This window comes from Paenibacillus sp. JSM ZJ436, from assembly GCF_044383795.1.
Classification (GTDB): domain Bacteria; phylum Bacillota; class Bacilli; order Paenibacillales; family Paenibacillaceae; genus Paenibacillus_AQ; species Paenibacillus_AQ algicola.
Map to the genome: position 1 here is coordinate 25,030 of NZ_JBISEO010000006.1, position 21,931 is coordinate 46,960.

21 protein-coding genes and 1 other annotated feature are annotated in these 21,931 nt (G+C 54.3%); of the genes, 19 read left to right on the plus strand and 2 right to left on the minus strand.

Annotation, left to right across the window (positions count from 1 at the left end; genetic code table 11):
- Nucleotides 1–10 precede the first annotated feature (10 nt).
- The 11 genes from yhbY (at nucleotide 11) to leuS (ending at nucleotide 10,717) form a co-directional block, all read left to right on the plus strand.
- A complete protein-coding gene (yhbY, locus tag ACH6EH_RS09615) occupies nucleotides 11–301 on the plus strand; it encodes a ribosome assembly RNA-binding protein YhbY (RefSeq protein WP_397332157.1) in 291 nt (96 codons plus the stop codon).
- 26 nt (nucleotides 302–327) lie between these two features.
- Complete coding sequence (gene nadD / locus ACH6EH_RS09620; RefSeq protein ID WP_397332158.1) at nucleotides 328–912, plus strand: nicotinate-nucleotide adenylyltransferase; 585 nt, start codon at nucleotides 328–330, stop codon at nucleotides 910–912.
- A complete protein-coding gene (yqeK, locus tag ACH6EH_RS09625; protein ID WP_397332159.1) occupies nucleotides 875–1,489 on the plus strand; it encodes a bis(5'-nucleosyl)-tetraphosphatase (symmetrical) YqeK in 615 nt (204 codons plus the stop codon). The genes nadD and yqeK overlap by 38 nt, the downstream gene beginning before the upstream one ends.
- Entirely contained in the window at nucleotides 1,486–1,830 is a 345-nt protein-coding gene (gene rsfS, locus ACH6EH_RS09630) for a ribosome silencing factor (RefSeq protein WP_208202943.1), read from the plus strand. Before yqeK ends, rsfS begins: the two co-directional genes overlap by 4 nt.
- Nucleotides 1,827–2,747 carry a CvfB family protein gene (locus tag ACH6EH_RS09635; RefSeq protein WP_397332160.1) on the plus strand — a complete coding sequence of 307 codons (921 nt, stop codon included), beginning with the start codon at nucleotides 1,827–1,829 and terminating at the stop codon, nucleotides 2,745–2,747. Before rsfS ends, ACH6EH_RS09635 begins: the two co-directional genes overlap by 4 nt.
- Before the next feature lie 15 nt (nucleotides 2,748–2,762).
- Nucleotides 2,763–3,533 (plus strand): class I SAM-dependent DNA methyltransferase, encoded by a 771-nt coding sequence (locus ACH6EH_RS09640; protein ID WP_208202941.1) that lies wholly within the window; start codon nucleotides 2,763–2,765, stop codon nucleotides 3,531–3,533.
- A gap of 286 nt (nucleotides 3,534–3,819) precedes the next feature.
- On the plus strand, nucleotides 3,820–4,668 hold the full coding sequence (locus ACH6EH_RS09645) for a sugar phosphate isomerase/epimerase family protein (RefSeq protein WP_397332161.1): 849 nt from the start codon (nucleotides 3,820–3,822) through the stop codon (nucleotides 4,666–4,668).
- A gap of 23 nt (nucleotides 4,669–4,691) precedes the next feature.
- The gene (locus tag ACH6EH_RS09650; protein WP_397332162.1) at nucleotides 4,692–5,858 is read left to right on the plus strand and encodes a Gfo/Idh/MocA family protein; all 1,167 of its coding nucleotides are present in this window, start codon (nucleotides 4,692–4,694) and stop codon (nucleotides 5,856–5,858) included.
- A 53-nt stretch (nucleotides 5,859–5,911) separates the two neighbouring features.
- Nucleotides 5,912–6,985 carry a Gfo/Idh/MocA family protein gene (locus ACH6EH_RS09655; protein ID WP_397332163.1) on the plus strand — a complete coding sequence of 358 codons (1,074 nt, stop codon included), beginning with the start codon at nucleotides 5,912–5,914 and terminating at the stop codon, nucleotides 6,983–6,985.
- A gap of 53 nt (nucleotides 6,986–7,038) precedes the next feature.
- Nucleotides 7,039–7,911: a helix-turn-helix transcriptional regulator gene (locus ACH6EH_RS09660; protein ID WP_397332164.1), complete on the plus strand. Its 873-nt coding sequence runs from the start codon at nucleotides 7,039–7,041 to the stop codon at nucleotides 7,909–7,911.
- 42 nt (nucleotides 7,912–7,953) lie between these two features.
- Nucleotides 7,954–8,189: a binding site (T-box leader), on the plus strand.
- Between the two features lie 86 nt (nucleotides 8,190–8,275).
- Nucleotides 8,276–10,717: a leucine--tRNA ligase gene (leuS, locus tag ACH6EH_RS09665; protein ID WP_397332165.1), complete on the plus strand. Its 2,442-nt coding sequence runs from the start codon at nucleotides 8,276–8,278 to the stop codon at nucleotides 10,715–10,717.
- On the opposite strand, the gene comER is transcribed toward leuS, so the two are convergent.
- Nucleotides 10,698–11,540, minus strand: a complete 843-nt coding sequence (gene comER / locus ACH6EH_RS09670) for a late competence protein ComER (RefSeq protein WP_138227675.1) — start codon at nucleotides 11,538–11,540, stop codon at nucleotides 10,698–10,700. The two genes, leuS and comER, sit on opposite strands and share 20 nt — an antisense overlap.
- 123 nt (nucleotides 11,541–11,663) lie before the next feature.
- On the opposite strand from comER, the gene ACH6EH_RS09675 reads away from it, so the two are divergent.
- From ACH6EH_RS09675 to holA, 6 genes are all read left to right on the plus strand, one after another.
- Nucleotides 11,664–12,191, plus strand: a complete 528-nt coding sequence (locus tag ACH6EH_RS09675) for a ComEA family DNA-binding protein (RefSeq protein ID WP_397332166.1) — start codon at nucleotides 11,664–11,666, stop codon at nucleotides 12,189–12,191.
- Nucleotides 12,192–12,244: 53 nt separating this feature from the next.
- On the plus strand, nucleotides 12,245–12,763 hold the full coding sequence (locus tag ACH6EH_RS09680; RefSeq protein ID WP_397332167.1) for a deoxycytidylate deaminase: 519 nt from the start codon (nucleotides 12,245–12,247) through the stop codon (nucleotides 12,761–12,763).
- Between the two features lie 103 nt (nucleotides 12,764–12,866).
- The gene (locus ACH6EH_RS09685) at nucleotides 12,867–15,566 is read left to right on the plus strand and encodes a ComEC/Rec2 family competence protein (protein WP_397332168.1); all 2,700 of its coding nucleotides are present in this window, start codon (nucleotides 12,867–12,869) and stop codon (nucleotides 15,564–15,566) included.
- A gap of 118 nt (nucleotides 15,567–15,684) precedes the next feature.
- Nucleotides 15,685–16,233 carry an RNA polymerase sigma factor gene (locus tag ACH6EH_RS09690; RefSeq protein ID WP_138225213.1) on the plus strand — a complete coding sequence of 183 codons (549 nt, stop codon included), beginning with the start codon at nucleotides 15,685–15,687 and terminating at the stop codon, nucleotides 16,231–16,233.
- Nucleotides 16,230–17,537 carry an anti-sigma factor family protein gene (locus ACH6EH_RS09695; protein ID WP_397332169.1) on the plus strand — a complete coding sequence of 436 codons (1,308 nt, stop codon included), beginning with the start codon at nucleotides 16,230–16,232 and terminating at the stop codon, nucleotides 17,535–17,537. Before ACH6EH_RS09690 ends, ACH6EH_RS09695 begins: the two co-directional genes overlap by 4 nt.
- 267 nt (nucleotides 17,538–17,804) lie before the next feature.
- Nucleotides 17,805–18,824, plus strand: coding sequence for a DNA polymerase III subunit delta (gene holA / locus ACH6EH_RS09700; protein WP_397332323.1), 1,020 nt, complete (start codon nucleotides 17,805–17,807; stop codon nucleotides 18,822–18,824).
- A 111-nt stretch (nucleotides 18,825–18,935) separates the two neighbouring features.
- On the opposite strand, the gene rpsT is transcribed toward holA, so the two are convergent.
- Nucleotides 18,936–19,208, minus strand: a complete 273-nt coding sequence (rpsT, locus tag ACH6EH_RS09705; RefSeq protein ID WP_138225215.1) for a 30S ribosomal protein S20 — start codon at nucleotides 19,206–19,208, stop codon at nucleotides 18,936–18,938.
- A gap of 192 nt (nucleotides 19,209–19,400) precedes the next feature.
- On the opposite strand from rpsT, the gene gpr reads away from it, so the two are divergent.
- On the plus strand, nucleotides 19,401–20,402 hold the full coding sequence (gene gpr, locus ACH6EH_RS09710) for a GPR endopeptidase (protein WP_397332170.1): 1,002 nt from the start codon (nucleotides 19,401–19,403) through the stop codon (nucleotides 20,400–20,402).
- Nucleotides 20,403–20,608: 206 nt separating this feature from the next.
- Nucleotides 20,609–21,922, plus strand: a complete 1,314-nt coding sequence (locus ACH6EH_RS09715) for a stage II sporulation protein P (RefSeq protein ID WP_397332171.1) — start codon at nucleotides 20,609–20,611, stop codon at nucleotides 21,920–21,922.
- Nucleotides 21,923–21,931: the final 9 nt, after the last annotated feature.

Consider the following 21,931-nt stretch of genomic DNA (forward strand, 5'->3'; position numbering starts at 1 on the left):
ATGAGATAGCATGTTGACTGGAAAGCAAAAAAGACATTTACGGGCACTCGCCCACCATTTGGATCCGGTATTTCAGGTAGGCAAGGGAGGCAGCAATGAGCACTTGATCCGTCACATCAACGAAGCGATCGAGAAGAGAGAGCTGCTAAAGGTGTCGGTGCTGAATAACTGCATGGAGGAGCCGCGTGATATCGCAGCGGAGCTTGCCGAAGGAACCGGTGCAGACATCGTACAGGTTATTGGCAAAACGATTGTGCTGTACAAGGAATCCAAGGACCATAAGACCATCGAGCTTCCTTGACCCTACAATAAGAGGAGGCGAAGCCGATGAAGGCAGGGATCATGGGAGGGACATTTGATCCCATTCACATGGGTCATCTGATGGCGGCAGAGTCCGCCAGAGAGGCCTATGGACTGGACGAGGTGTGGTTTATGCCGAGCCATACGCCGCCGCATAAGGTGCTGGCCGGAGTGACGGCAGAGATGAGATATGAAATGACCTGTCTGGCCATTTCCTCTCATCCGGATTTCAAGGCCCTGGATCTTGAAATTCGGCGTGAAGGAGTGTCCTACACCATCGATACGATCTCCGCGCTCAAGCAGCAGCAGCCCGACAGTGAGCTGTATTTCATTATCGGAGCCGATATGGTTAACTATCTCCCGAAATGGCATCGTATTGAAGAGCTGTCCGGCCTGCTGAGTTTTATTGGTGTCAACCGTCCCGGATCCAGGCTGGAGCTGGACCTGCTTCCTGAATTCCTTAGCCAGCGTGTCCATCTCTGCGACATGCCCATGATGGACATATCGTCCACGGTCATTCGTGAAAGAATGGCGGCCGGGAAATCCATACGTTATATGGTGCCTGAACCGGTCTATGATTATATTACAAGGAGCGGGATCTATCGTGTATAACCGGGAGCGGCTAATGGAAGCGGTGTCGTCTCAAATGCCTGCAAAGCGCTGGCAGCACACCCTCGGCGTCATGGAAACAGCGGTCAAGCTGGCAGAGCAGTACGGCGCAGACCCGGTGAAAGCCGAGCTTGCCTCCATTTTGCATGATGTTGCCAAATATTGGCCCACAGATCGGCTGGAGCAGGTGCTGAGAGAGAATCATCTGAATCCCGGCCTGCTGCAGGAGGATAAGCAGCTATGGCACGCCGAGGTCGGTGCGTTTGTAGCGCAGCAGGAATATGGAATTGAGGATCTGGACATTCTGGATGCGATCCGCTATCACACCTCCGGGCGTGAGGGCATGAGCCTGCTGGAGAAAGTGGTTTGTCTGGCTGACTATATCGAGCCCGGAAGGGATTTTCCGGGAGTGAATAAATTACGCAAACTGGCCAACCATAGCCTGGAAGAGGCGCTTGCCGCCGGACTGGGCACGACGATCAGCCACTTGGTAGAGAAGAATAAAGCCATTTACGTGCTGACCGTACAGGCCCGAAATGATTTAATGAAGCAAATGCCAATAATGGAGGGGAATTCATGACCATAACACCGAATGAATTGTTAAATATGGCCGTTGCGGCCGCAGAGGATAAAAAAGCGATGAATCTTGTCGCGCTGGATCTGAAAGGCATCTCGCTGGTTGCTGATTATTTTGTGATCTGCCACGGAAACTCAGACACCCAGGTGCAGGCCATTGCGACGGAAATCCGCAAAAGAGTCCATGATGCCGGCGTTCCTGTCAAACTGGAGGGCATGGATGCAGCACGCTGGGTCCTGATGGACCTGGGGGATGTTGTGGTTCACATCTTCCACCGGGACGAGCGCGAATATTACAACATCGAGCGCCTTTGGTCAGACGCTAAAGTGGTGGAGAACGTATGAGTCTGATTGCCGGAACAATGACGAAGCTCGAAGTATCCCGGGAGGTGTCACCGTACGGATTTTTTCTGGATGGCGGCGACCGGGATGTGCTGCTTCATTATTCGGAGCTGACGTCTGAAATCAAGCCGGGCGACACGGTGGAAGTGTTTATTTTCTTCGATACCGAGGACCGGATTGCGGCTACGATGAAAAAGCCTTATCTGACGCTCGGTGAAACCGCGCTGCTGATGGTGGCAGACGTGCATCCACGTCTGGGCTGCTTCCTCGAAATGGGGCTCGGAAGACAGTTGCTGCTGCCCATCCGTGAGCTGCCGGAGCTGAAGGAGCTGCATCCGCAGATCGGGGACCATGTGTATGTCATGATGGAGCACGACAAGCAGGGACGTCTCAGAGCAAGGCTTGCCGGAGAACAGGAGCTGGCCCCGCTGGCGTTTCATGCGCCTGACTCCTGGCTGAACGAGTGGTTCAATGCCCGTGTGTACAAGCCGCTGCAAATGGGCACCTTCGTCATCATCGACGGAGGCGTGCTTGGCTTCGGGGCAATTGGCATGGTTCATTCCTCGGAGCGTACGCGATTGCTGCGTCTTGGAGAAGAGGTCAAGGTCCGTGTCAGCCATATCCGCGAGGACGGACGGGTCAACCTGTCGATGGTGCCGCGTAAGGAAGTGGGACGAACCGATGATGCGGATCGCCTTCTTGCTTTCCTGAAGGAGCGCCCGGGCGGCGCAATGCCTTACTCGGATGCTACTCCGCCGGACATTATCAAGCAGCGCTTCGGCATCAGTAAATCCGCCTTCAAGCGTGCCCTGGGCAAGCTGATGAAGGACGGCCTGATTACGCAGAAGGAAAGCTGGACCTATCTTGCAACGCGGGAAGACGCCCCGGCCGGAGATGACCCGAATCACGATAAGCGTTAGGAAAGTGGTGTCAGCATGTTGTCATACCGCAAGTTTGCCTATGTCTATGATCAATTGATGGAGGATATGCCCTATCCGCAGTGGCTGCGATTCGCCCGGACAGCCTGGGAGAAGCATGGCATGCCGAAGAGCGTGGCAGAGCTGGGCTGCGGAACGGGCACCATTACGATCCCGCTTGTGAAATCCGGCTTTGAGGTGACCGGGATTGATCTTTCAGCAGACATGCTCTCGATCGCCCGGCGGAAGCTGGAGGAAACACCGAACGGAAGCCGGCTGTACCGGGATGGCAGTGTCCGCTGGGTTCAGCAGGATATGCGGGAGTGGGAACTGCCGGAGCCGGTGGATTCCGTCATCTCCTTTTGCGATTGCTTGAACTACCTGCTGGAGGAAGAGGATATTCAGGCTGCGTTTGCCCGTACATACAGCGGATTAAAGGAGGGCGGAACGTTTCTATTTGATGTTCACCACCCGCTGACCTTGATCCGGTACGATGAAGAGCAGCCCTTTGTGCTGGATGAGCCGGACGTATCCTACATCTGGACCTGTGAGCTCGACGCACCCCGGTGTGAGATTGAGCATCATCTATCGATTTTTGCAAGAGATGAGAATGACGTCACCATATACCGGCGCTTTGAGGAAACCCACATTCAGCGGGGGTACGACCCGGAATGGATGAAGGTGGAGCTGACGAAGGCCGGCTTCCGCGACGTGAAATGCTACGCGGATTTTGAATGGGTGGAAGCGACAGAGGACGCCCGAAGATTATTTTATGTCGCTGTAAAATAAAGGAGCTGTTTCCCGCGGATTGTGAAATCCTGAGGGGAACAGCTTTTTTTTTTTTGCATTCTCTCATCTTGTCAGACCACGGCGGCTTTCCGGACAAAGAGACCCTTCCCGTTTGCCTGTAAATCCCGAATTGTCTGCTCTGTTTGACTGAGATTAAGGTACTCTCTGTAATCTGTAGGAAGCGTCTCAGGTGCTGTGGTAGACTGTAGCCGTAAGGTATCGTAAGCGATTACAGTCCAGGACACAAACACAACCTAAGAATTTATTCCCGGGAGGAGTTATCAATATGAAGTTTTCAGTATTTACAGTATCCGTTCCAGATCTGACGCCGGAGGAGCTGGCCGCTGCGGCGAAGGAAGCTGGAATCCACGGCATAGAATGGAGATTCAAGGGCATTCCACCAGAGGCGAAGCATGAGCAGCCCTCTTTCTGGAAGCATAACCGGTGCTCAATGGACCCGGAGGGGGGGCAGGAGGACTGGCTCAGATTCAAGCGGGCCGCCGAGGAGCAGCAGATCCAATCCCTTGCCGTCGTTCCCTATTTAAAATGTGGTGACATAGAAAGCACACGCAAGGTCATGCAGGCAGCAAAGCTGCTTGGCGCTTCCTTCATCCGCGCCGGGGTGCCGGGATATGACCGAAGCACCAATTACAACACACTTTTTGAACAAGGCGTTGCGTATCTGGCTCAGGTCGAGGAGCTGGCTGCAGAATACGGGGTGAAGGCCCTTGTAGAGACGCACCAGAAGACGATTGCTCCGAGCGCATCGCTGGCACATCGTCTGGTCTCCCGGTTTGACTCCAAGCATATCGGCGTGCTGTACGATCCTGGCAACATGGTGCACGAGGGATATGAGAACTACCGAATGGGCCTGGAGCTGCTCGGCCCTTATCTTGCACATGTCCATGTCAAGAATGCATGGCTTGTGAGTGAGCAAGCAGCGGATGGCCGTACAGAATGGAGACCGGAATGGGCGCCGCTGGCGGAGGGCGTTGCGTCCTGGCCGCAGGTGCTTGCAGATCTGAAGGCGGTCGGCTATGAGGGATATTTTGGCGTAGAAGACTTTAGCGGTGTGCTCGGCTCGAAGGATATGCTGCAATCATTTGTTACACTCATGAAAGAATGGGCGCGCTAAGATTAAATATGGAGGGGAAGCATATGGAAAAGGTAAGAATAGGCGTGATCGGATTGGGAATGGGATATAACCACGCCCGCTCCCTGGCGGAAGGAAAGATCAAAGGAGCTTGCCTGGCAGCGATCTGTGATCTTCAGCCGGCTAAGCAAGAGATGGCGCGGGCAGAGCTGCCGCCAGAGGTTACGATCTGGAGTGATGCCGAGGCTATGATGTCCTCCGGCGAAGTGGATGCCGTGGTCATTGCGACCCCGCATTACGGTCATCCGCAGGAAGCGATGGCAGCGTTCAAGCATGGCCTGCATGTGCTGATTGAAAAGCCGGCCGGTGTGTATACGAAGCAGGTGCGGGAAATGAATGAAGCGGCGGCCAAGAGCGGGAAAGTATTCTCCATTATGTACAATCAGCGCTGTAATCCACTGTATCAAAAGCTGCGGGAGATGATTCAATCCGGCGAGCTTGGAGAGGTTCGGCGCATCAATTATATTGTTACCTCATGGTATCGCTCTCAAAGCTACTATGATTCCGGAGGCTGGCGCGCAACCTGGGCAGGGGAAGGCGGCGGTGTGCTGGTGAACCAATCTCCGCATCAGCTGGACCTGTGGCAATGGGTTACGGGGATGATGCCTGTACGAGTCCGGGCTTTTTGCTCATTCGGTAAATACCGTAACATCGAGGTGGAGGATGATGTGACGGCATACGCTGAATATGAGAATGGTGCCACAGCGGTGTTCATCACAACGACGGGGGAAGCGCCGGGGACGAACCGGCTGGAGGTGACCGGAACGCGCGGCAAAATCGTCATTGAGGATGAGAAGCTGAGTTTCTGGAGGCTGCGGGTTAGTGAGCCGGAGTTTAACCGGGATTTTAAAGGCAAATTCGGTCAGCCGGAAAGCTGGAAGTGTGAGGTGCCGATTACGGGCAGCAACTCTCAGCATGAAGGGATTTTGCAAAATTTCAGCGACGCTATTAACAGCAATGCACCATTAATTGCACCGGGAGAAGAAGGAATTAAGGGCTTGACGCTCTCAAATGCGATGCATTTGTCTACGTGGCTGGATGATTGGGTGGAGCTGCCGCTGGACGAGGAGCTTTATTTAGAGAAGCTGCAGGAGCGTATTCAGCACTCCACCTACGAGAAGACGGTGCGGGACACCGGACCAGAGGTAGATATGTCCAACTCTTTCATCTAGTTCAGAAGCTTTAGATCCTGATGATGGATAGAGCAAATAAAGGAGGATGAAGTATGGATCGGAGCAATGGGATGAACTATGCCCCTTCGGGCAAGCCCAAGCCGGTGGTAAAGCCGGGTGAATTCGTATTTGGAGCCATGTCGCTGGATCACGGGCATATTTATGGGATGTGTAACGGTCTTGTCGAAGCCGGCGCTGTACTGAAATGGGTGTATGATCCCGATCCTGCCAAGGTAGAGGCCTTTTGCAAGGAGTATCCTCAGGTGTCGGTGGCGTCCTCTGCGATGGAAATCCTGCAGGACAAGGAGGTGCAGCTGGTTGCAGCGGCAGCGATTCCATCCCTTCGCTGTGAGCTTGGCCTGCAGGTAATGTCCCACGGAAAGGACTACTTTACGGACAAAACGCCGTTCACCTCCCTGGAGCAGGTGGAAGCGGCAAGAATCAAGGCGGCGGAGACCGGACGAAAATATATGGTCTACTACAGTGAGCGGCTGCATGTAGAAAGTGCAATTCATGCAGGCCATCTCATTCAGGACGGCGCCATCGGGCGGGTCATTCAAGTCATGGGGACAGGACCGCACCGGCTGGATGCAGGAAACCGTCCGGACTGGTTCTTCAAGCGGGCACAATATGGCGGCATTTTATGCGATATTGGCTCCCATCAGATCGAGCAGTTTCTGTTCTTTGCCGGCTGCAAGAATGCAGAGGTTGTCAGCAGCAAGGTGGCGAATTATGGACACCCGGGATATCCGGAGCTGGAGGATTTCGGGGATGCAACCCTCATCGGAGACAACGGCGCAACGAACTATTTCCGGGTAGACTGGTTTACGCCAAACGGGCTGGGTACCTGGGGAGATGGCAGAACGATCATTCTCGGGACCGAAGGGTATATTGAGCTGCGTAAATATATTGACATTGCCCGCAGTCCCCAAGGCGATCACCTCTATCTTGTCAATGGAATCGGAGAGCATCATCTGGAGCTGAGTGGCAAGGTCGGGTATCCTTTTTTCGGGGAGCTGATTCTGGATTGCCTGGAGCGCACGGAGAAGGCGATGACGCAGGAGCATGCGCTTAAAGCCGGGGAGCTCTGTGTCATCGCCCAGCAGCAGGCAGTTCGTATTCCTTAGCGCTTTCGTTTATAATGTAAGGAATCCATGGTGCGTAAAGGGGCAGAAGCTTTATGAAAGCGGGATTCCAGATTCACGGTGAGCCTGCCCGGCAGGGGCAGCCCTATGAATTTACATACATGAACGATCGCCGCATTCCAAGCGGTATATTCCACTCTCACACTAAATATGAAATGTTTTATTTTCATGCGGGAGCCTGCACGTATCTGATTGGGGACCGGTTCTATGCGCTGAAGCCAGGTGACCTGCTGCTCATGAACGGTCTGACGCTGCATTGTCCTCACCTTGAGCAGGGAGATCAATATGTCCGCAGCATCATACATTTTGAACCGGACATTCTGGATCAGTGGCTGAGCAAGGAGCTGTCCTCTGCTGCATTGCGGCCGTTTCAGCAGCTCAGTAATTATCGGCTGAGACTTGCAGGGGCAGAGCGGGAGGAATTCGAGGTTCTGCTGAGGGAAATGCAGCGTCTTTCCTGTCTGGAAGGAGCGTGGGCTGCAGACCGGAAGGGACTGCGTCTTGCGGAGCTGCTTCTGTTCGTGGCCGAGCTCTGTACGGAAACGGTGGTGGAGCAGGCTTCTCACTCCGAGAAGGAGCGGCATGTCCAGCATGTGATCACGTTTGTAGAGCAGCATTATGATGAACCGCTTACCTTGGACGAGATCGCCCGGGCGGTTCACCTTTCCAAGCCGTATCTGTCTGCCATCTTTAAAGAGGTTACGGGGACAACGGTATTGAAATATGTGTACAGCCGGCGCATTAACCAGGCCAAGATCCTGCTGTGGCTGCACCCGGACATGACCGTCACGGAGGCCGGACGGGCGGCAGGCTTTAACCATCTGGCCCATTTCAGCCGCATGTTCAAGGAAATGGTAGGCGCCAGCCCGGAAGAGTATCGCAGCAGCCGCATTTCTACATTGACTTAGCAGGGAATATTCGGTTATAATATCGACATTCAATTTAAAAAAAGCAATGCGATGATGAGGACTATCATTTCATCCCTGTCACTCAGAGAGCCGGCGTCAGGTGCAAGCCGGTTGACAGCAGAAGTGAACTCACCTCGGAGTAACGGTGACTATTCGGCGTAAGCTAGCCGATAATTATCGTCGTCTCACCTGCGTTAGAGGTGCAAAGTGAGTCTAAGGCAAAGCATGCCTTACACTAACTAGGGTGGTACCACGGGAAACAACCTCTCGTCCCTAGCGTTATACGCTGGAGACGAGAGGTTTTTTTGGCTACAATCCCTTGATCTCACAGGTTAGTGTGAACGTAGAGAAGGAGCTGGCAAAGATGAGTGACAATCAACAGACGGGCCATGGCTATCAGCCCCAGGCGATCGAGCCGAAATGGCAGGAGTTCTGGGATCAGAACAAGACATTCAAGACGGAAGAGGATGACAGCAAGCCGAAGTTTTATGCGCTGGATATGTTCCCTTATCCTTCCGGCGCCGGGCTTCACGTAGGCCATCCGGAAGGATACACGGCAACAGACATCGTTTCCCGCTTCAAGCGGATGCGCGGTTATAATGTGCTTCATCCCATGGGCTGGGACGCTTTTGGCCTCCCTGCAGAGCAGTATGCGATGGATACAGGCAAGCACCCGCGTGATTTTACAATTGCGAATATTAACAATTTCCGCAGACAGATCAAATCTCTCGGCTTCTCCTACGATTGGGACCGCGAGATTAGCACCACCGATCCGGAATACTATAAATGGACCCAGTGGATCTTTATTCAGCTGTACAAGAGAGGCCTTGCTTATGTAGCCGAGGTGCCTGTGAATTGGTGTCCTGAACTCGGCACAGTATTGGCGAACGAAGAGGTCATTGATGGCAAGTCCGAGCGGGGAGGACATCCGGTCATCCGCAAGCCGATGCGGCAGTGGATTCTGAAGATTACGGATTACGCCGAGCGGCTGCTGGAGGATCTGGAGGAACTGGACTGGTCCGAGAGCATTAAGGATATGCAGCGTAACTGGATCGGTAAGTCCACAGGTGCTGAGGTCGTGTTTGATATCGAAGGTCATGACCGGCAGCTGACTGTATTCACCACCCGTCCCGACACCTTGTTTGGAGCCAGCTACTGCGTCGTTGCTCCGGAGCATGAGATGGTGGAGGACATTACAACGGCAGCGCAGAAGGAAGCAGTCCGGCAATATCAGGAGCAGGCGGCTCACAAGAGCGACCTGGAGCGGACAGACCTTGCCAAAGACAAGAGCGGTGTGTTTACAGGCGCCTATGCTGTGAATCCGGCGAACGGGGCGCGCCTGCCGATCTGGATTGCAGATTATGTGCTGGCAGGCTATGGCACCGGTGCCATTATGGCCGTTCCGGGTCATGACAGCCGTGACTGGGAATTTGCGAAGAAATTTGGCCTGGATATTATCGAGGTTGTAAAGGGCGGTAACGTGGAGGAAGAAGCTTACACCGGAGCGGGTGAGCATACTAATTCCGAGTTCCTGAATGGGCTCCAGAACGAAGATGCTATTGAAAAAATGTCCGCCTGGCTGGAGGAGAACGGAAAGGGACGCAAGAAGATTACTTATCGTCTTCGCGACTGGCTGTTCAGCCGTCAGCGGTATTGGGGAGAGCCGATTCCGATTCTTCATCTGGAGGACGGATCAATGAAGACGGTGCCGGAGGACCAGCTGCCCCTGCTGCTGCCGGACGTCGATCAGATCAAGCCGTCAGGCACTGGAGAATCCCCGCTTGCTAACGTAACGGAGTGGGTAGAGACGGTAGACCCGGAGAGCGGCATGAAGGCCCGCCGGGAGACCAATACGATGCCACAATGGGCAGGCAGCAGCTGGTATTACCTGCGCTACATTGATCCGAACAACAACGATGAAATTTGCTCCAAGGAGAAGCAGAAGGCCTGGCTGCCGGTCGATTTGTACATCGGCGGGGTAGAGCATGCAGTGCTTCACCTGCTGTATGCCCGTTTCTGGCACAAGGTGCTGTATGATCTGGGTGTTGTAGACACGAAGGAGCCGTTCCAGAAGCTGGTCAATCAAGGTATGATTCTTGGCACGAACAACGAGAAGATGAGCAAATCACGCGGCAACGTCATCAACCCTGATGACATTGTCAACGAGTACGGAGCGGACACGCTGCGTGTATATGAGATGTTCATGGGACCCTTGGAGGCTACGAAGCCTTGGAATACGAACGGCGCCGAAGGCATTCATCGTTTTCTCTCCCGTGTCTGGCGCTTGTTTGTCGGAGAGAATGGCGAGCTGAGCACCAAGCTGGTGGACGGTGAAGGGTCGGATGAGTTCAAGCGGAGCTGGCACAAGACGGTCAAGAAGGTGACCGAGGACTTTGAGCATCTTCGCTTTAATACCGCGGTCAGCCAGCTGATGATCTTCATCAATGAAGGCTACAAGACGGAAGAGCTGCCCCGTAAAGCGATGGAAGGCTTCGTGAAGCTGCTGTCTCCGCTGGCGCCGCATTTGGCAGAGGAGCTGTGGAGCCGTCTGGGATATGCCGGCACGATCACTTACGAGCCTTGGCCGGAGTATGATGAGGCCTTTACGGTAGATGCGGAAGTAGAAATTGTAGTGCAAGTGAATGGCAAAATCGTGGATCGTGCCAGAATATCCAAGGATTTGGATCAGGACGCCATGAAAGAACATAGTCTCTCCCTTCCAAATGTCAAGCAGGCGCTGGAAGGAAAGAGTGTACGCAAGGTGATTGCCGTACCGGGCAAGCTGGTCAATATCGTGGCCGGTTAAGCGCGGTGCCGAATACCGTACCCAGCTTCTCCAGCTCTTCCTCATACTTGTCATGCGTCGTGGTGATGAGCTCATGGAAGAGGCCATCCAGCCGCTCCTCGAACAGGGACAGCGCCTGGGCGGTAATGCCTCCCGGGACAGCGATCCGCTTTTGAAGCTGCTCCGGGGTAAAGCCTTCCTCGGTCAGCAGCTTGCCGGTGCCTAGCAGCATCTCACCAGCAAGGCGGTTAAGAGAGGGACGGTCGGCTCCGGTCAGCTCGATGGCGGCGGTAATCCATTTTTCCAGAAAATAACCTAAAAAAGCAGGCCCGCAGCTGGAAAAATCGGATGTAATCCTTGTGTGCGATTCCAGTACCTGGATGGGCCTGCTAATACAAGACAGGAGGCTTTCCAAAAGCAGCCTGTCTTTTTCTTTGATTCTGGAGCCATACATGCACAGTGTGGCACCGCCGCCGGTCTGATTCGTCAGGCTGGGAATGATTTTGGCGATTTTGCAGGGCAGTGCAGACTCCAGATGTGAAATTTGGACCGGACTTGTAATGGAAACGATCATGTGCTCGGAGGCCAGGGCGTCCGCGATGTCATCAATCACCGTCTTGAACTCCCCCGGCTTTACACACAGAAACAGAAGCTGGACCTGCGAGGCGAGGTCACTATTTCGTTCACACAGCCGGATTTCTGGATATTGCAGCAGCAGCTGCTTGGCTCTCTCCGGTGTACGAGTGCTGATATAGACCTGCTCCGGCTGAAGGGCTCCATAGCGGATGAGGGAGGTAATTAATAGACTGCCCATGCTTCCTGCCCCGATAAAACCGACTTTCAACATATGGATTTCCCTCCTTTCACGTCATTACAGCACAGAAGTGCTGTGTATTACAGATAACGTATGCAGAGCCAGGGTTGGACCATGCCGATAAATTGATGAAGTTCAGAAAGGAATGAAGAAATGAGAAAGAGCCACATGGCTGCAAGTGTCATCCTTACGCTCCTGGGCTGCGGTTTGATTCTGTACGGCGGGGGAGGGGATGCGGTACCGGAAGGCTGGAAGCCGCTGAATGATCAGGTGCAGGAGGTTCTGGAGGCTTCTGCCCCCGCTCCATCCGGCGCTGAGAAGCATGAGGAACCGGCTGCCCTTACACTCAAGCAGGAATCCGCCGGGAACAGCTCCCCGCCAGAGGTGTCAGGCGGGAAGGCGCAGCCGACTGCGGGAAATGTTGAGGCCAGCATAGAGGTGAAGCCATCTCAGGAGCCGGAAGCAGTCCGTTCAGGAGATGCTGCAGCCGGCAAAATCAACATTAACACGGCGGATCTGAACGCCTTAATGGAGCTTCCGGGCATCGGGGAGGCGAAGGGGCAGGCGATCATTGATTATCGCAGCTCAAATGGACCCTTCAAAAGTGCAGCCGAGTTGATGGAGGTCAAGGGCATCGGGCCCAAAATGCTGGAGAAAATGCAGTCTTACATCACGCTTTAACCCTGTGCTACAATAAAATCAACTTTAATATATAGAGACAGGTGAGCATACAGATGAGCCAGGATCGTCGTAAAGACTGGGATACGTATTTTATGGATATTGCATTTATGGTCTCCACCCGCTCTCAGTGCCATCGGAGGCATGTCGGAGCAGTACTGGTCCAGGGGAAGAAGCTGCTAGGAACCGCCTATAACGGCGCCCCGATGGGCGTGCCGGACTGCTCGGAGGCGGGCTGCATGATTGTAGAGGATTATGAGCTGGTTACTGCTGCCGGTAAAGAGGAGATGGTGAAGAAGCAGCGATGTATCCGCACCATCCATGCCGAACAGAATCTGCTGCTGTTTACAGACCGGATTGACCGCGAGGGCAGCACAGTGTATGTGACAGACGAGCCGTGCTGGACGTGTGCCAATATGCTGGCAAACAGCGGAATTATAGAAGTGGTCTTTCACCGGGCTTATCCGAAGGACAGCCTAAAGGTCAGTGTTATGATGGCACAAAAGGGCATTCAGTTCCGTCTGCTGGAGGATTACCAACCGCCGCAGGAGACGCTGATGACGGTTCAGAATTAACATCTATAAAGCGCTTCGGAGGCAGATGGACTGCGCCTGGCGCTGACATACAATCTCTGCAAAGGAAGAACCTTTGGCTCAAGCTGCCAAGGGTTCTTTTTTAATGACGCTGAAAGGAGGTGCGCTTATGCTGCAGCGCCCTTTGCTGTGGTTTGCCATTTGCTGGGTAGCCGGCAGCAGCTGTGCTGCGATGTCTGCAGGTATGCAGCAGGTCATGATTCTCGGGGGTCTGGCCATGCTGCTTGTCATCCCCGTGCTGTTCGGTCAATCCTCCGTGATCTTGAGCGGTATTCTGCTGCTGAGCCTAGTGCTGTCTGCCGCGAGCTGGGAGTGGAATGACAGCCGCAACATAAGCAGGCTGGATCCCTTTCTTACATACAGCGCTTCCGAGGAAGACGGTGCACACATTCCGGCTTCTGCTTCTATAAGCGGTAAAATGCTCACTCCAGTGGAGATTGACGGGGACCGGGCCCGGTTTACGCTGCGGCTAGAACGGCTGGATACCCATACCTCTCTGCAAGAGAAGGTGAGCGTGCAGGTGAAGCTGGTCTCAGAGGAGGAGCAGGACATTGCTGCGTCCTGGAGGCGCGGTGATTCCTTGAGCTTTACCGGAAGTCTGGAGAAGCCGGGAGCAGCCCGGAACTTTGGAGGCTTTGATTACCGGCAGTATTTGTACTATCAGGAAATCCACTGGATCGTTAAAGCGGAAGGAGCGGCGGCTTTCGATGTCCAGCTGCTGAGCGGCTGGTCTCTCGACTGGGTGCTGCGGGGGAATAACGAGATCAGAGCTTATCTCGGGCAGCATATCGATTCCCTTTTCGGCTCTTTTCACGGCGGTTACATGAAGGGGCTTATCATTGGGGAGCGGGGCGATCTGGATCCGGATACGTTCGCGGAATTTTCCCGGCTGGGTCTGACCCATATCCTGGCGATCTCGGGAATGCACGTGGCGGTATTTGCAGGCTGTCTGCTGTTTCTGTTCTCCAGGCTTTCCATGACAAGGGAGGCTTCCTTGAATGCTGTCATTCTAGCGCTGCCGCTCTACGTCCTGCTCACGGGAGCGAGTCCCTCGGTAGTGCGGGCAGGGATGATGGGGATGATTGGCTTTTATGCCGCGCGAAAAAAAATACTGAAGGACGGCCTGCACATTCTCAGTGCTGCCGCGCTGATCATGCTGTGGTACAATCCGTACTTCCTGATGAACATCAGCTTTCAGCTGTCCTTTTTGGTCACGGCCGGCTTGATGCTATTCGTGCCCCGGCTCATGCCGCTCCTGTCCTGGCTGCCCAAATGGCTGGCAGGCGTAGCTGCGGTCACAACCGCGGCGCAGCTCATTTCTTTCCCGCTGACGATTTACTATTTCAATCAGTTTTCACTGCTGTCCCTGCCGGCCAACTTGCTCCTGGTCCCTGTGATCAGTCTTGTTGTACTTCCTGCCGGGATGATATGCGTGCTGCTGGGGCTGCTGTGGAGCCGCGGCGGGGAATGGCTGGCTTCCTGGATCAAGCTGCTGAATGACATCACCTTCAAGATCGTTGAAGCGCTGAACGAGTCTCTGCTCTTTCAGACGATCTGGCCATCTCCGACGCTAGGCTGGATCATGGCTTATTATGTACTGCTGTTTCTGCTGCTTCAGCTTGCCAACAAGCTCAAAGGAAATCCCCGCTCTCTGCTTCAACAGGATGAAACCGTGCCGCTGACGGAAATTTCTCCTCGTTATGAAGCTGTTGAAGCGAAAGCATCGGGGTCCAGCTCTTGGGCTGTGCATCCTGCCATCCAGTCTGTGGCGATGGTTCTGCGGAGACGGGGGTGGTATAGGCTGGCGCTGACACTGGAGGCCGCGGCTGTTCCGGCGCTGCTGTCAGTCAGCGCGGCCTGGCTTGTGCTGCTTTACTGCGGGTATCAGGGGCCGTCGCAGCAAGGTGTGGGGATGGTGCGCTTTCTGGACGTCGGACAGGGAGACTGCATGCTTATTCGTACGCCGCAGGGAAAATACATTTTGGTAGACGGCGGCGGCACGATCAGCTTTGGACAGAAGGAGACCTGGAAAATTCGCAAGGACCCCTTTGAGGTCGGGAGCAAGGTTGTTGTGCCGCTGCTCAAGAAGGAAGGGATTCAGGCGCTGGATATGGTCATTCTTACTCACAATGATCAGGATCATGCCGGCGGTCTGCAGGCGGTGCTGGAGAACATTCCGGTCAAATCCTTCTGGTTCAACGGGACCTTCTCGCATTCACCCAATGAAGCTGCGCTGCTGGGAACAGCGGTAGCCCGCGGCATTCCGATATTGAAGGTTCGGGATACCGAAGTGCAGCTGGATCGTGATACGAGGATCCAGTTCCTGAATCCTGCAGCAGACGGGATGGAGGAGAGACTGAAGCAGGTCAAGGATCAGAACCACCATTCAGTAGTATTTGTCATGGACATGAACGGGGCGCGCTTTTTGTTTACCGGTGATGCGGATGAGGCAGCGGAGCTGGCGATGCTGGATCGAGAGGGATGGCTGCAGGATGGCAGCAATAAGCCTGTGAAGGTGGATGTGCTGAAAGCCGGGCATCATGGCAGCAAGACGTCAACCTCGTCAGCCTGGCTGAGTGCCTGGATGCCGCGTGCTGCTGTCGTTTCTGCCGGTGTGAACAACCGGTACAACCATCCGCATCCAGACGTTGTCAGCCGGCTGGCGCAGTTTCAGGCCGCGCTCTACCGGACGGATCAGCAGGGAGAAATCCAGATGAGGATCAAGCGGGACGGAGCCATTCATGTAAGGACCCGGCTGGCGCCAGAGGACTCAAGTGTCTGGTGACGGACCTTATTATTTTTGGTATAGTTAGATGATGTTTCCTCAAAAAAAACGCACAATATGCTGCAACAATTTGTAGAGAGGATACGTCTGTATTTATGCAGGGAGAGGGGGATCCACTGTGGTGGAGCAGGGACTCATCAGAGCCGCTCAATCGGGCGATCGCGACGCTCTAATCACCCTATTGCGAGAAATAGAACAACATGTGTACCGCACAGCTTACTATATTTTGAAGAATGAGCAAGATGCACTGGATGCTTCCCAGGAAGCGCTCATTCGGGTATACACCAAGATCAATTCCTATGAAGAGAAGGCTCAGTTCAAGACCTGGGTACAGCGGATTGTTACGAATATTTGTATTGACAAGTTCCGCCGCGCCAAGCCTACGGTGTCGATGGATGAGCATGATCTGGTGTTCGAGGACCGCCACAATGTGGAGCGGGAAGTAATGTCGGGATATTTGGCCCAGGACATTCAGGAGGCCATCAACCAGCTTCCCGATCACCATCGAACGGTCATCGTCCTTCGTTATTTACAGGACTTATCTTATAGTGAAATCGCAGACTGTCTGAATCTGCCGCTGAACACGGTGAAATCGTATCTGTTCAGGGCGAGACAGCAGCTGCAGAACATGCTTCAGGAGCATCAGAAAGGTGGTGTATCAGGATGAATTGCCAGCAGGTGAGGGAAGACATGCAGCGCCATCTCGACCAGGATCTGACACCGGAGGAGACGGCAGCACTATACCGTCATATCGCGGTCTGTCCCGGCTGTGCGGAGGAGTTTCAGATGCTGAAGCTGCTATCCCGCGAGCTTGAGGATTTGCCTGCGGTCACGCCTCCGTTCAGTCTGGTGGATTCCATACTGCCTCAGCTGGATGCAATAGATCAAGCAAGAGATCACAGGCTCGCCGAAGCGGCCGGAAAGCCGGCAGAGGTGCTTCAGCCGCCTCGCCGTGCAGCTCGGAGCTCCTGGTGGAGCTCCATGGCAGGCCGTACCGCTGTCGGAGCGGCAGCAGCTCTGCTCGTACTTACGGCGTCGGTGCTGAGCTATGAGCCGAAGCAGCTTTCAGATGCAGACATTCCTTACGCTTCAAGCGTGCCGGAGGCGGTTAGTGAGAGCTCTGGAAGTATGCCGACTGAGAATCAGAACAGCCCCGAAGAGGGCGGGACGGAGGCTCCTGCGATGGAAGCTGAGCTGTTCTCTCAGAAGCTGAAGTCTGATGAGGATCCTGGCGAGAGCCCTGCTCAGGAAGAGCTTCCGCAGCAGAGTGAATCCCAGCGTGAGCTGCAGAGCCAGCCGCCGATGGATGCAGAACGTACGGGCTCCGCAGGGAACGGAGCCGGGGCTAATAGCCAGCCGCCGGCAGCAGACTCCCAAGCGTCCAGCCCTGAGGGAAGCGGCAGCTCCGGCTCTGCAGAGAGCGGTCCGCCTAGCAGTCCAGAGGAGCAAGACATGCCAGAGGACCCCGCTTTATCGCAGGGACTTTCAGATCAGTCCTTATCCGAAACGGCCCCGCCACAGGAGCGCGAAATGCTGGGACCCATGGATGAGGAGCCGCGGCCTCCGGTAGAAGAGGATATGATCGCGGAGGAGATGGTCCCGCCCGGGAACCCAAAATACGGCATTAGTATGATGCCGGTGCAATGGCTGTCACCGGATGGAAGGTACCGGGTGCTGCTGGAAGGAGACCGCTTGGTCATATACAGTGTTCCGGCAGCGGGTGCCGAGTCGGCTCCGGTCAAGGTGCAGGAGCTGATTGTACCGGGGGAATGGATTAGTGGACAATGGTCTGAGGACGGAAAATCCTTTGTGTACTATATTACGGCGGAGGGGACCGAGAAAAAGCGAGTGTTCTCGCTCGACAGTCTCCCGGCTGTTAAAGAGCCGAGGCCTGAACCTGAAACGGCACCGGAAACCAAGGCACCGGCAGAGAAGCCTTCTCAGCGTGAGGGACAGAGGGGAACGCCGTAACAATCCGTATTACTCCGTATCACGGAAGCTTTTTTTTCAAAAGTATGCACATTTTACGAGACTCGGAATAGAATATATTAAAGCAAATGTACAATCTCACCTCGTCGTATGACCGACAGCGGGCGGTTTCTAGAGCACGCCTCGCTGTTCGTTTATATAGATGTGTCTGGGACAAAGGAGCTCTGTGCCATGAAGGCGCAGGGCTCCTTTGCGGCCTCTGTCTTTTCTGGTATAGTGTACACAGAACAAAAAGGGGTGGATTGCAAGGTGGATGCCAAAGCGGCGGCTAAAGCCGTCAAGCAGGGGGAGGTTTCTCCCGTCTATCTGCTGTATGGCAGTGAGAAATATCAAATGAATGAGTTTCTATCATTTCTGGAAGCGCAGCTGGTGAATAAAGAGGACCGGGATTTTGCGCTTATTCATATGGATCTGGGAGAATCCCCGATTCAGGCGGTAGTCGAGGAAGCGGAGACGGTGCCGTTTATGGTGCCGCGGAAGCTGATCATCGTGAGGGATGCGTCGCTGTTTACCGCGGGGAAAGAAAGCGCCAAGGTCGAGCATCGCCCGGAAACGCTGCTGTCGTATCTGGATGCTCCTGCGGAGTACAGTGTTATTGTGTTTCTGGTGCCGCAGGAAAAGCTGGATGAACGCAAGAAAATCGTCAAGGCGGTGAAAAAGTCAGGCACGGCGCTCGCCTTTACGCCGCTTGGCGGTGAGGATCTGCTGAAATGGATTGAGAAGCAGGCGGCCAAGGAGGAATGCCGCTTTGAGTCCGGCGCTGCGGAGATGCTGGTCCGAAATGCAGGCACCGGCCTTCAGACGCTCGCCGGTGAAGTGGACAAGCTGTGTCTGTTTGCCGGCCGGGGAGGCGTCATCACCGGCGCTGTCGTTCATCAGCTGGTGGCCCGCAGCACAGAGCAAAGTGTATTTGCTCTCGTGGAGGATATTGCGAATCTGCGGCTGAATCAGGCGCTTTCGATCTTTTACGAGCTGTTGAAGCAGCGGGAGGAGCCCATTAAGATTGCTGCACTCATTACGAGACAGTTTCGGATTATTCTGCAGGTGAAGACCTTGTCGAGGCAAAGCTATTCCCAGCAGCAAATCGCATCCCAGCTTGGTCTGCATCCCTATGCCGTTAAGATTGCCGGTGAGCAGGCCCGCAAGTTTCAGACCGCCAGGCTGGAGAGTATTTTAAACGAGCTGGGAGAGCTGGACTACAAGATGAAATCCGGAGCCATGGATAAGGTGCTGGGGCTGGAGCTGTTTCTGCTGCGGCTGGGTGCCTGAGTCCACAGTGGACACCAGAGGCGAGTCACGCCGGAATGCAAGCATACTAAAAACCCTGATCAGCCGAGGGCTTGTCAGGGTTTTTCATTTACGTATAAATGAATCGCATTCTTACGCTTGGGAAGAAAGTGCGTTCAGTCTTTTAGCCAGACGGGACTTTTTGCGGTTCGCCGCATTTTTGTGAATCAGACCCTTAGTAACAGCTTTATCCAGCTTCTGGGAAGCGGCTTGGAAAGCAGCTTTCGCAGCTTCAACCTCCGTACCGGCCAGCGCCACGTCAGCATTCTTAACAGCTGTGCGCAGAGCGGATTTCTGGGATACGTTGAGAGCGTTGCGTTTCTCAGTTGTCTTAACGCGTTTAACCGCGGATTTAATGTTTGGCATTACATTCACCTCCTGTAAGGCATTTCAATAGCGCGAAATGGTTCACAACTTAAAATAGTTTAGCACGGGGGGGTACAAAAAGCAATAGGATGTACGAGCAGAAGTTACGACTTTCAAAAACAGGGAGTCACGCATAATCTGGACGGAACTCCCGCACACTAGCCTCAATAAAAAGAGGAGAGTGATTCAGAGATGGAGCTTGATTTGCAGCGGTATTCAGTCAGGACCGATCTTGCCGTAGAATCAAGGGAAATGCTAGCAGGTCAGGAGCCTGTGCAAATACCGGGAGTCGTAGAGAATATCCAGCAGGAGGATGGCATTCGCATCACCCGGCTGGATGTTCAGAATGAAGCGGGAGCAGAGCGTATCGGACGTGTGAAGGGACATTATATTACGCTGGAGGTACCGGAGCTCCGCAAGGGAGATACCGGGCTGCAGGAGCAGGTGGCGGCTGTGTTCGCCAGAGAGTTTGAGCAGTTTATGCAGCATATTGGTCTTGGCCCCAAATCCTCGGTGCTCATTGTGGGCTTGGGGAACTGGAATGTAACCCCGGACTCTCTAGGTCCTCTCGTTGTGGAAAATGTAATGGTCACGCGACATTATTTCGAGCTGATGCCAGACCGGGTCGCACCGGGATACCGCCAGATCAGTGCGATCGCACCGGGCGTGCTCGGCTTGACTGGCATTGAATCCAGCGAAATTGTTCAGGGCATCGTGGAGCGGACGCGTCCGGATGCGATCGTTGCCATAGACGCACTGGCCTCCCGTTCGCTGGAGAGAGTCAATACCACGATACAGATTGCGGACATCGGCATTCATCCCGGCTCGGGCATCGGTAACAAGCGGCGCGGGCTCACGAAGGAAATTCTGGGGGTGCCCTGCATCGCGATCGGCGTACCAACGGTGTGCTATGCCTCTACCATCGTTAATAATGCGATTGAGATGATGAAATCCCATTTTGCCCAGGAAACGAAGCAAAGCGGTCATATTATGGGGATGCTGCATGACATTCCGGAGCAGGAGCGGCTGGCGCTCGTGAAAGAGGTGCTGGAGCCGCTGGGTCATGATCTGATTGTAACGCCGAAGGAAATTGATGAATTCATTGAGGATATTGCCAATATTGTAGCAACGGGTCTCAATGCGGCGCTTCATGAAGCGGTGGATCCGGGCAATGCCGGGGCGTATACCCACTAAGTTGTTCTTAATTTAAATAGAGACCGCCTTTATGCTGCCGAACAGGCAGGGTGAAGGCGGTTTTTTGGTGTTCTATTAAAACATAGAAGAATATGATTGTCTTCCGGTTCTATCGAATCCGCGGCTCTCATAGATTGGGAGTATAAGAGAAGGGCGGACAGGCTGGCGGGACCGGCTCTTCCGCGGATGACAGAGGAGGCAATAGGATGAACAACCGTAAATTCCGAATCTGGAATATGGCCCGATTAAAGAGAAGATTGATGGAAGGCTTGAGCATGGGCCGGACGCTGGCGCTGCTAATGCTGGGCTCGCTGCTATTTTTCCTGCTGCTAGGTCTCGGAGGTATGGCTGAGAAGGGCCTGAATACTTCACCGGTATCGACGATGAAGGGACTTGCCGCTTCCCTCTCCAGCCGCTTCTTCATGGATATGATCGGGATGGAGATGCCACAGCTTGCACTGGAGCAGGAAGCTTCAGCGCTCTCCAGCGAGAAGGTGGCGCCGTTTGTATTTGAATTTCTGACGAATGTGAATCCGCGGGATCCCAAGAGCCTGATCGCGAGTGAAATTCCGGGGATGAAGAGCAACCAGCCGGTTCCCTTGCGAAGCGGCTCTGGCAATGAACAGGGAGAGGCCCCGGCTGATTACCGGCCCGAGGTGCTGGAGTCGGAGAAGCTTCCTGAAGAAAGCCCAGGCAGCAGCCCTGGAAATTCCGGCGACCCTGACGCCAACGAAACCCCGGACAAGCCTGCCGAAGGCAGCGGCTCTGCAGGGGAAGGCCAAAACAGCGGAGGCTCCTCGCCATCTCCATCACCGCAGGATCCCAAAGCGCCTCCCCAGGAGCTGAAGAAAACGGTGCTGATCTACCATTCCCACCCCCAGGAGGCGTTCAATCCGCTATTATCCAAGCAGAGCAGCAATCCTGGCTCGACCTCTCCGTCCAAAAACATCATGCTGGTAGGCAGTATGGTAGCCAAGCGGCTGGAATCCAAAGGCATCGGGACGGTGCACGATCAAAGCGATTATCAGAGCACGGTGCCGGATTATAACTGGAATTATTCCTATAAATACTCCAGGCAGACGGTCAAGACAGCTATGGCGGAGAATGAGGAGCTTACGTATCTGATAGATATTCACCGCGACTCCCAGCGTCACGGCAAAACGACGACAAAAATTAATGGTGTCAGCTACGCACAGGTTTATTTTATCATCGGTCATGGCAATCAAAACTGGCGCAAAAATGAAGAGCTCGCGAACCGGATCAATCAAAAGCTGGAGAAAAGCTATCCGGGAATTTCACGAGGCATCTGGGGAAAATCCGCAGATCAGGGCAACGGGGAGTACAACCAGTCTCTCTCACCGAACAGCATTCTGGTAGAGATCGGCGGGATTGATAATACGAAAGAAGAGCTGCAGCGCACGTCCGAGGTACTGGCTGATATGCTGGCCGAGGTCATTTGGGAAGAGCAGCAGGCTGAGAAGGTAAACGCCTCAAAGGATGGCAGCGCCAAGCAGCCATAAGGAAGAGCG

Excerpts from the sequence above, each read along its gene's own strand:
- yhbY (WP_397332157.1), top strand. The coding sequence starts at position 11 with ATGTTGACTGGAAAGCAAAAAAGACATTTACGGGCACTCGCCCACCAT.
- nadD (WP_397332158.1), top strand. The coding sequence starts at position 328 with ATGAAGGCAGGGATCATGGGAGGGACATTTGATCCCATTCACATGGGT.
- yqeK (WP_397332159.1), top strand. The coding sequence starts at position 875 with ATGATTATATTACAAGGAGCGGGATCTATCGTGTATAACCGGGAGCGG.
- rsfS (WP_208202943.1), top strand. The coding sequence starts at position 1,486 with ATGACCATAACACCGAATGAATTGTTAAATATGGCCGTTGCGGCCGCA.
- ACH6EH_RS09635 (WP_397332160.1), top strand. The coding sequence starts at position 1,827 with ATGAGTCTGATTGCCGGAACAATGACGAAGCTCGAAGTATCCCGGGAG.
- ACH6EH_RS09640 (WP_208202941.1), top strand. The coding sequence starts at position 2,763 with ATGTTGTCATACCGCAAGTTTGCCTATGTCTATGATCAATTGATGGAG.
- ACH6EH_RS09645 (WP_397332161.1), top strand. The coding sequence starts at position 3,820 with ATGAAGTTTTCAGTATTTACAGTATCCGTTCCAGATCTGACGCCGGAG.
- ACH6EH_RS09650 (WP_397332162.1), top strand. The coding sequence starts at position 4,692 with ATGGAAAAGGTAAGAATAGGCGTGATCGGATTGGGAATGGGATATAAC.
- ACH6EH_RS09655 (WP_397332163.1), top strand. The coding sequence starts at position 5,912 with ATGGATCGGAGCAATGGGATGAACTATGCCCCTTCGGGCAAGCCCAAG.
- ACH6EH_RS09660 (WP_397332164.1), top strand. The coding sequence starts at position 7,039 with ATGAAAGCGGGATTCCAGATTCACGGTGAGCCTGCCCGGCAGGGGCAG.
- leuS (WP_397332165.1), top strand. The coding sequence starts at position 8,276 with ATGAGTGACAATCAACAGACGGGCCATGGCTATCAGCCCCAGGCGATC.
- ACH6EH_RS09675 (WP_397332166.1), top strand. The coding sequence starts at position 11,664 with ATGAGAAAGAGCCACATGGCTGCAAGTGTCATCCTTACGCTCCTGGGC.
- ACH6EH_RS09680 (WP_397332167.1), top strand. The coding sequence starts at position 12,245 with ATGAGCCAGGATCGTCGTAAAGACTGGGATACGTATTTTATGGATATT.
- ACH6EH_RS09685 (WP_397332168.1), top strand. The coding sequence starts at position 12,867 with ATGACGCTGAAAGGAGGTGCGCTTATGCTGCAGCGCCCTTTGCTGTGG.
- ACH6EH_RS09695 (WP_397332169.1), top strand. The coding sequence starts at position 16,230 with ATGAATTGCCAGCAGGTGAGGGAAGACATGCAGCGCCATCTCGACCAG.
- rpsT (WP_138225215.1), bottom strand. The coding sequence starts at position 19,208 with ATGCCAAACATTAAATCCGCGGTTAAACGCGTTAAGACAACTGAGAAA.
- gpr (WP_397332170.1), top strand. The coding sequence starts at position 19,401 with ATGGAGCTTGATTTGCAGCGGTATTCAGTCAGGACCGATCTTGCCGTA.
- ACH6EH_RS09715 (WP_397332171.1), top strand. The coding sequence starts at position 20,609 with ATGAACAACCGTAAATTCCGAATCTGGAATATGGCCCGATTAAAGAGA.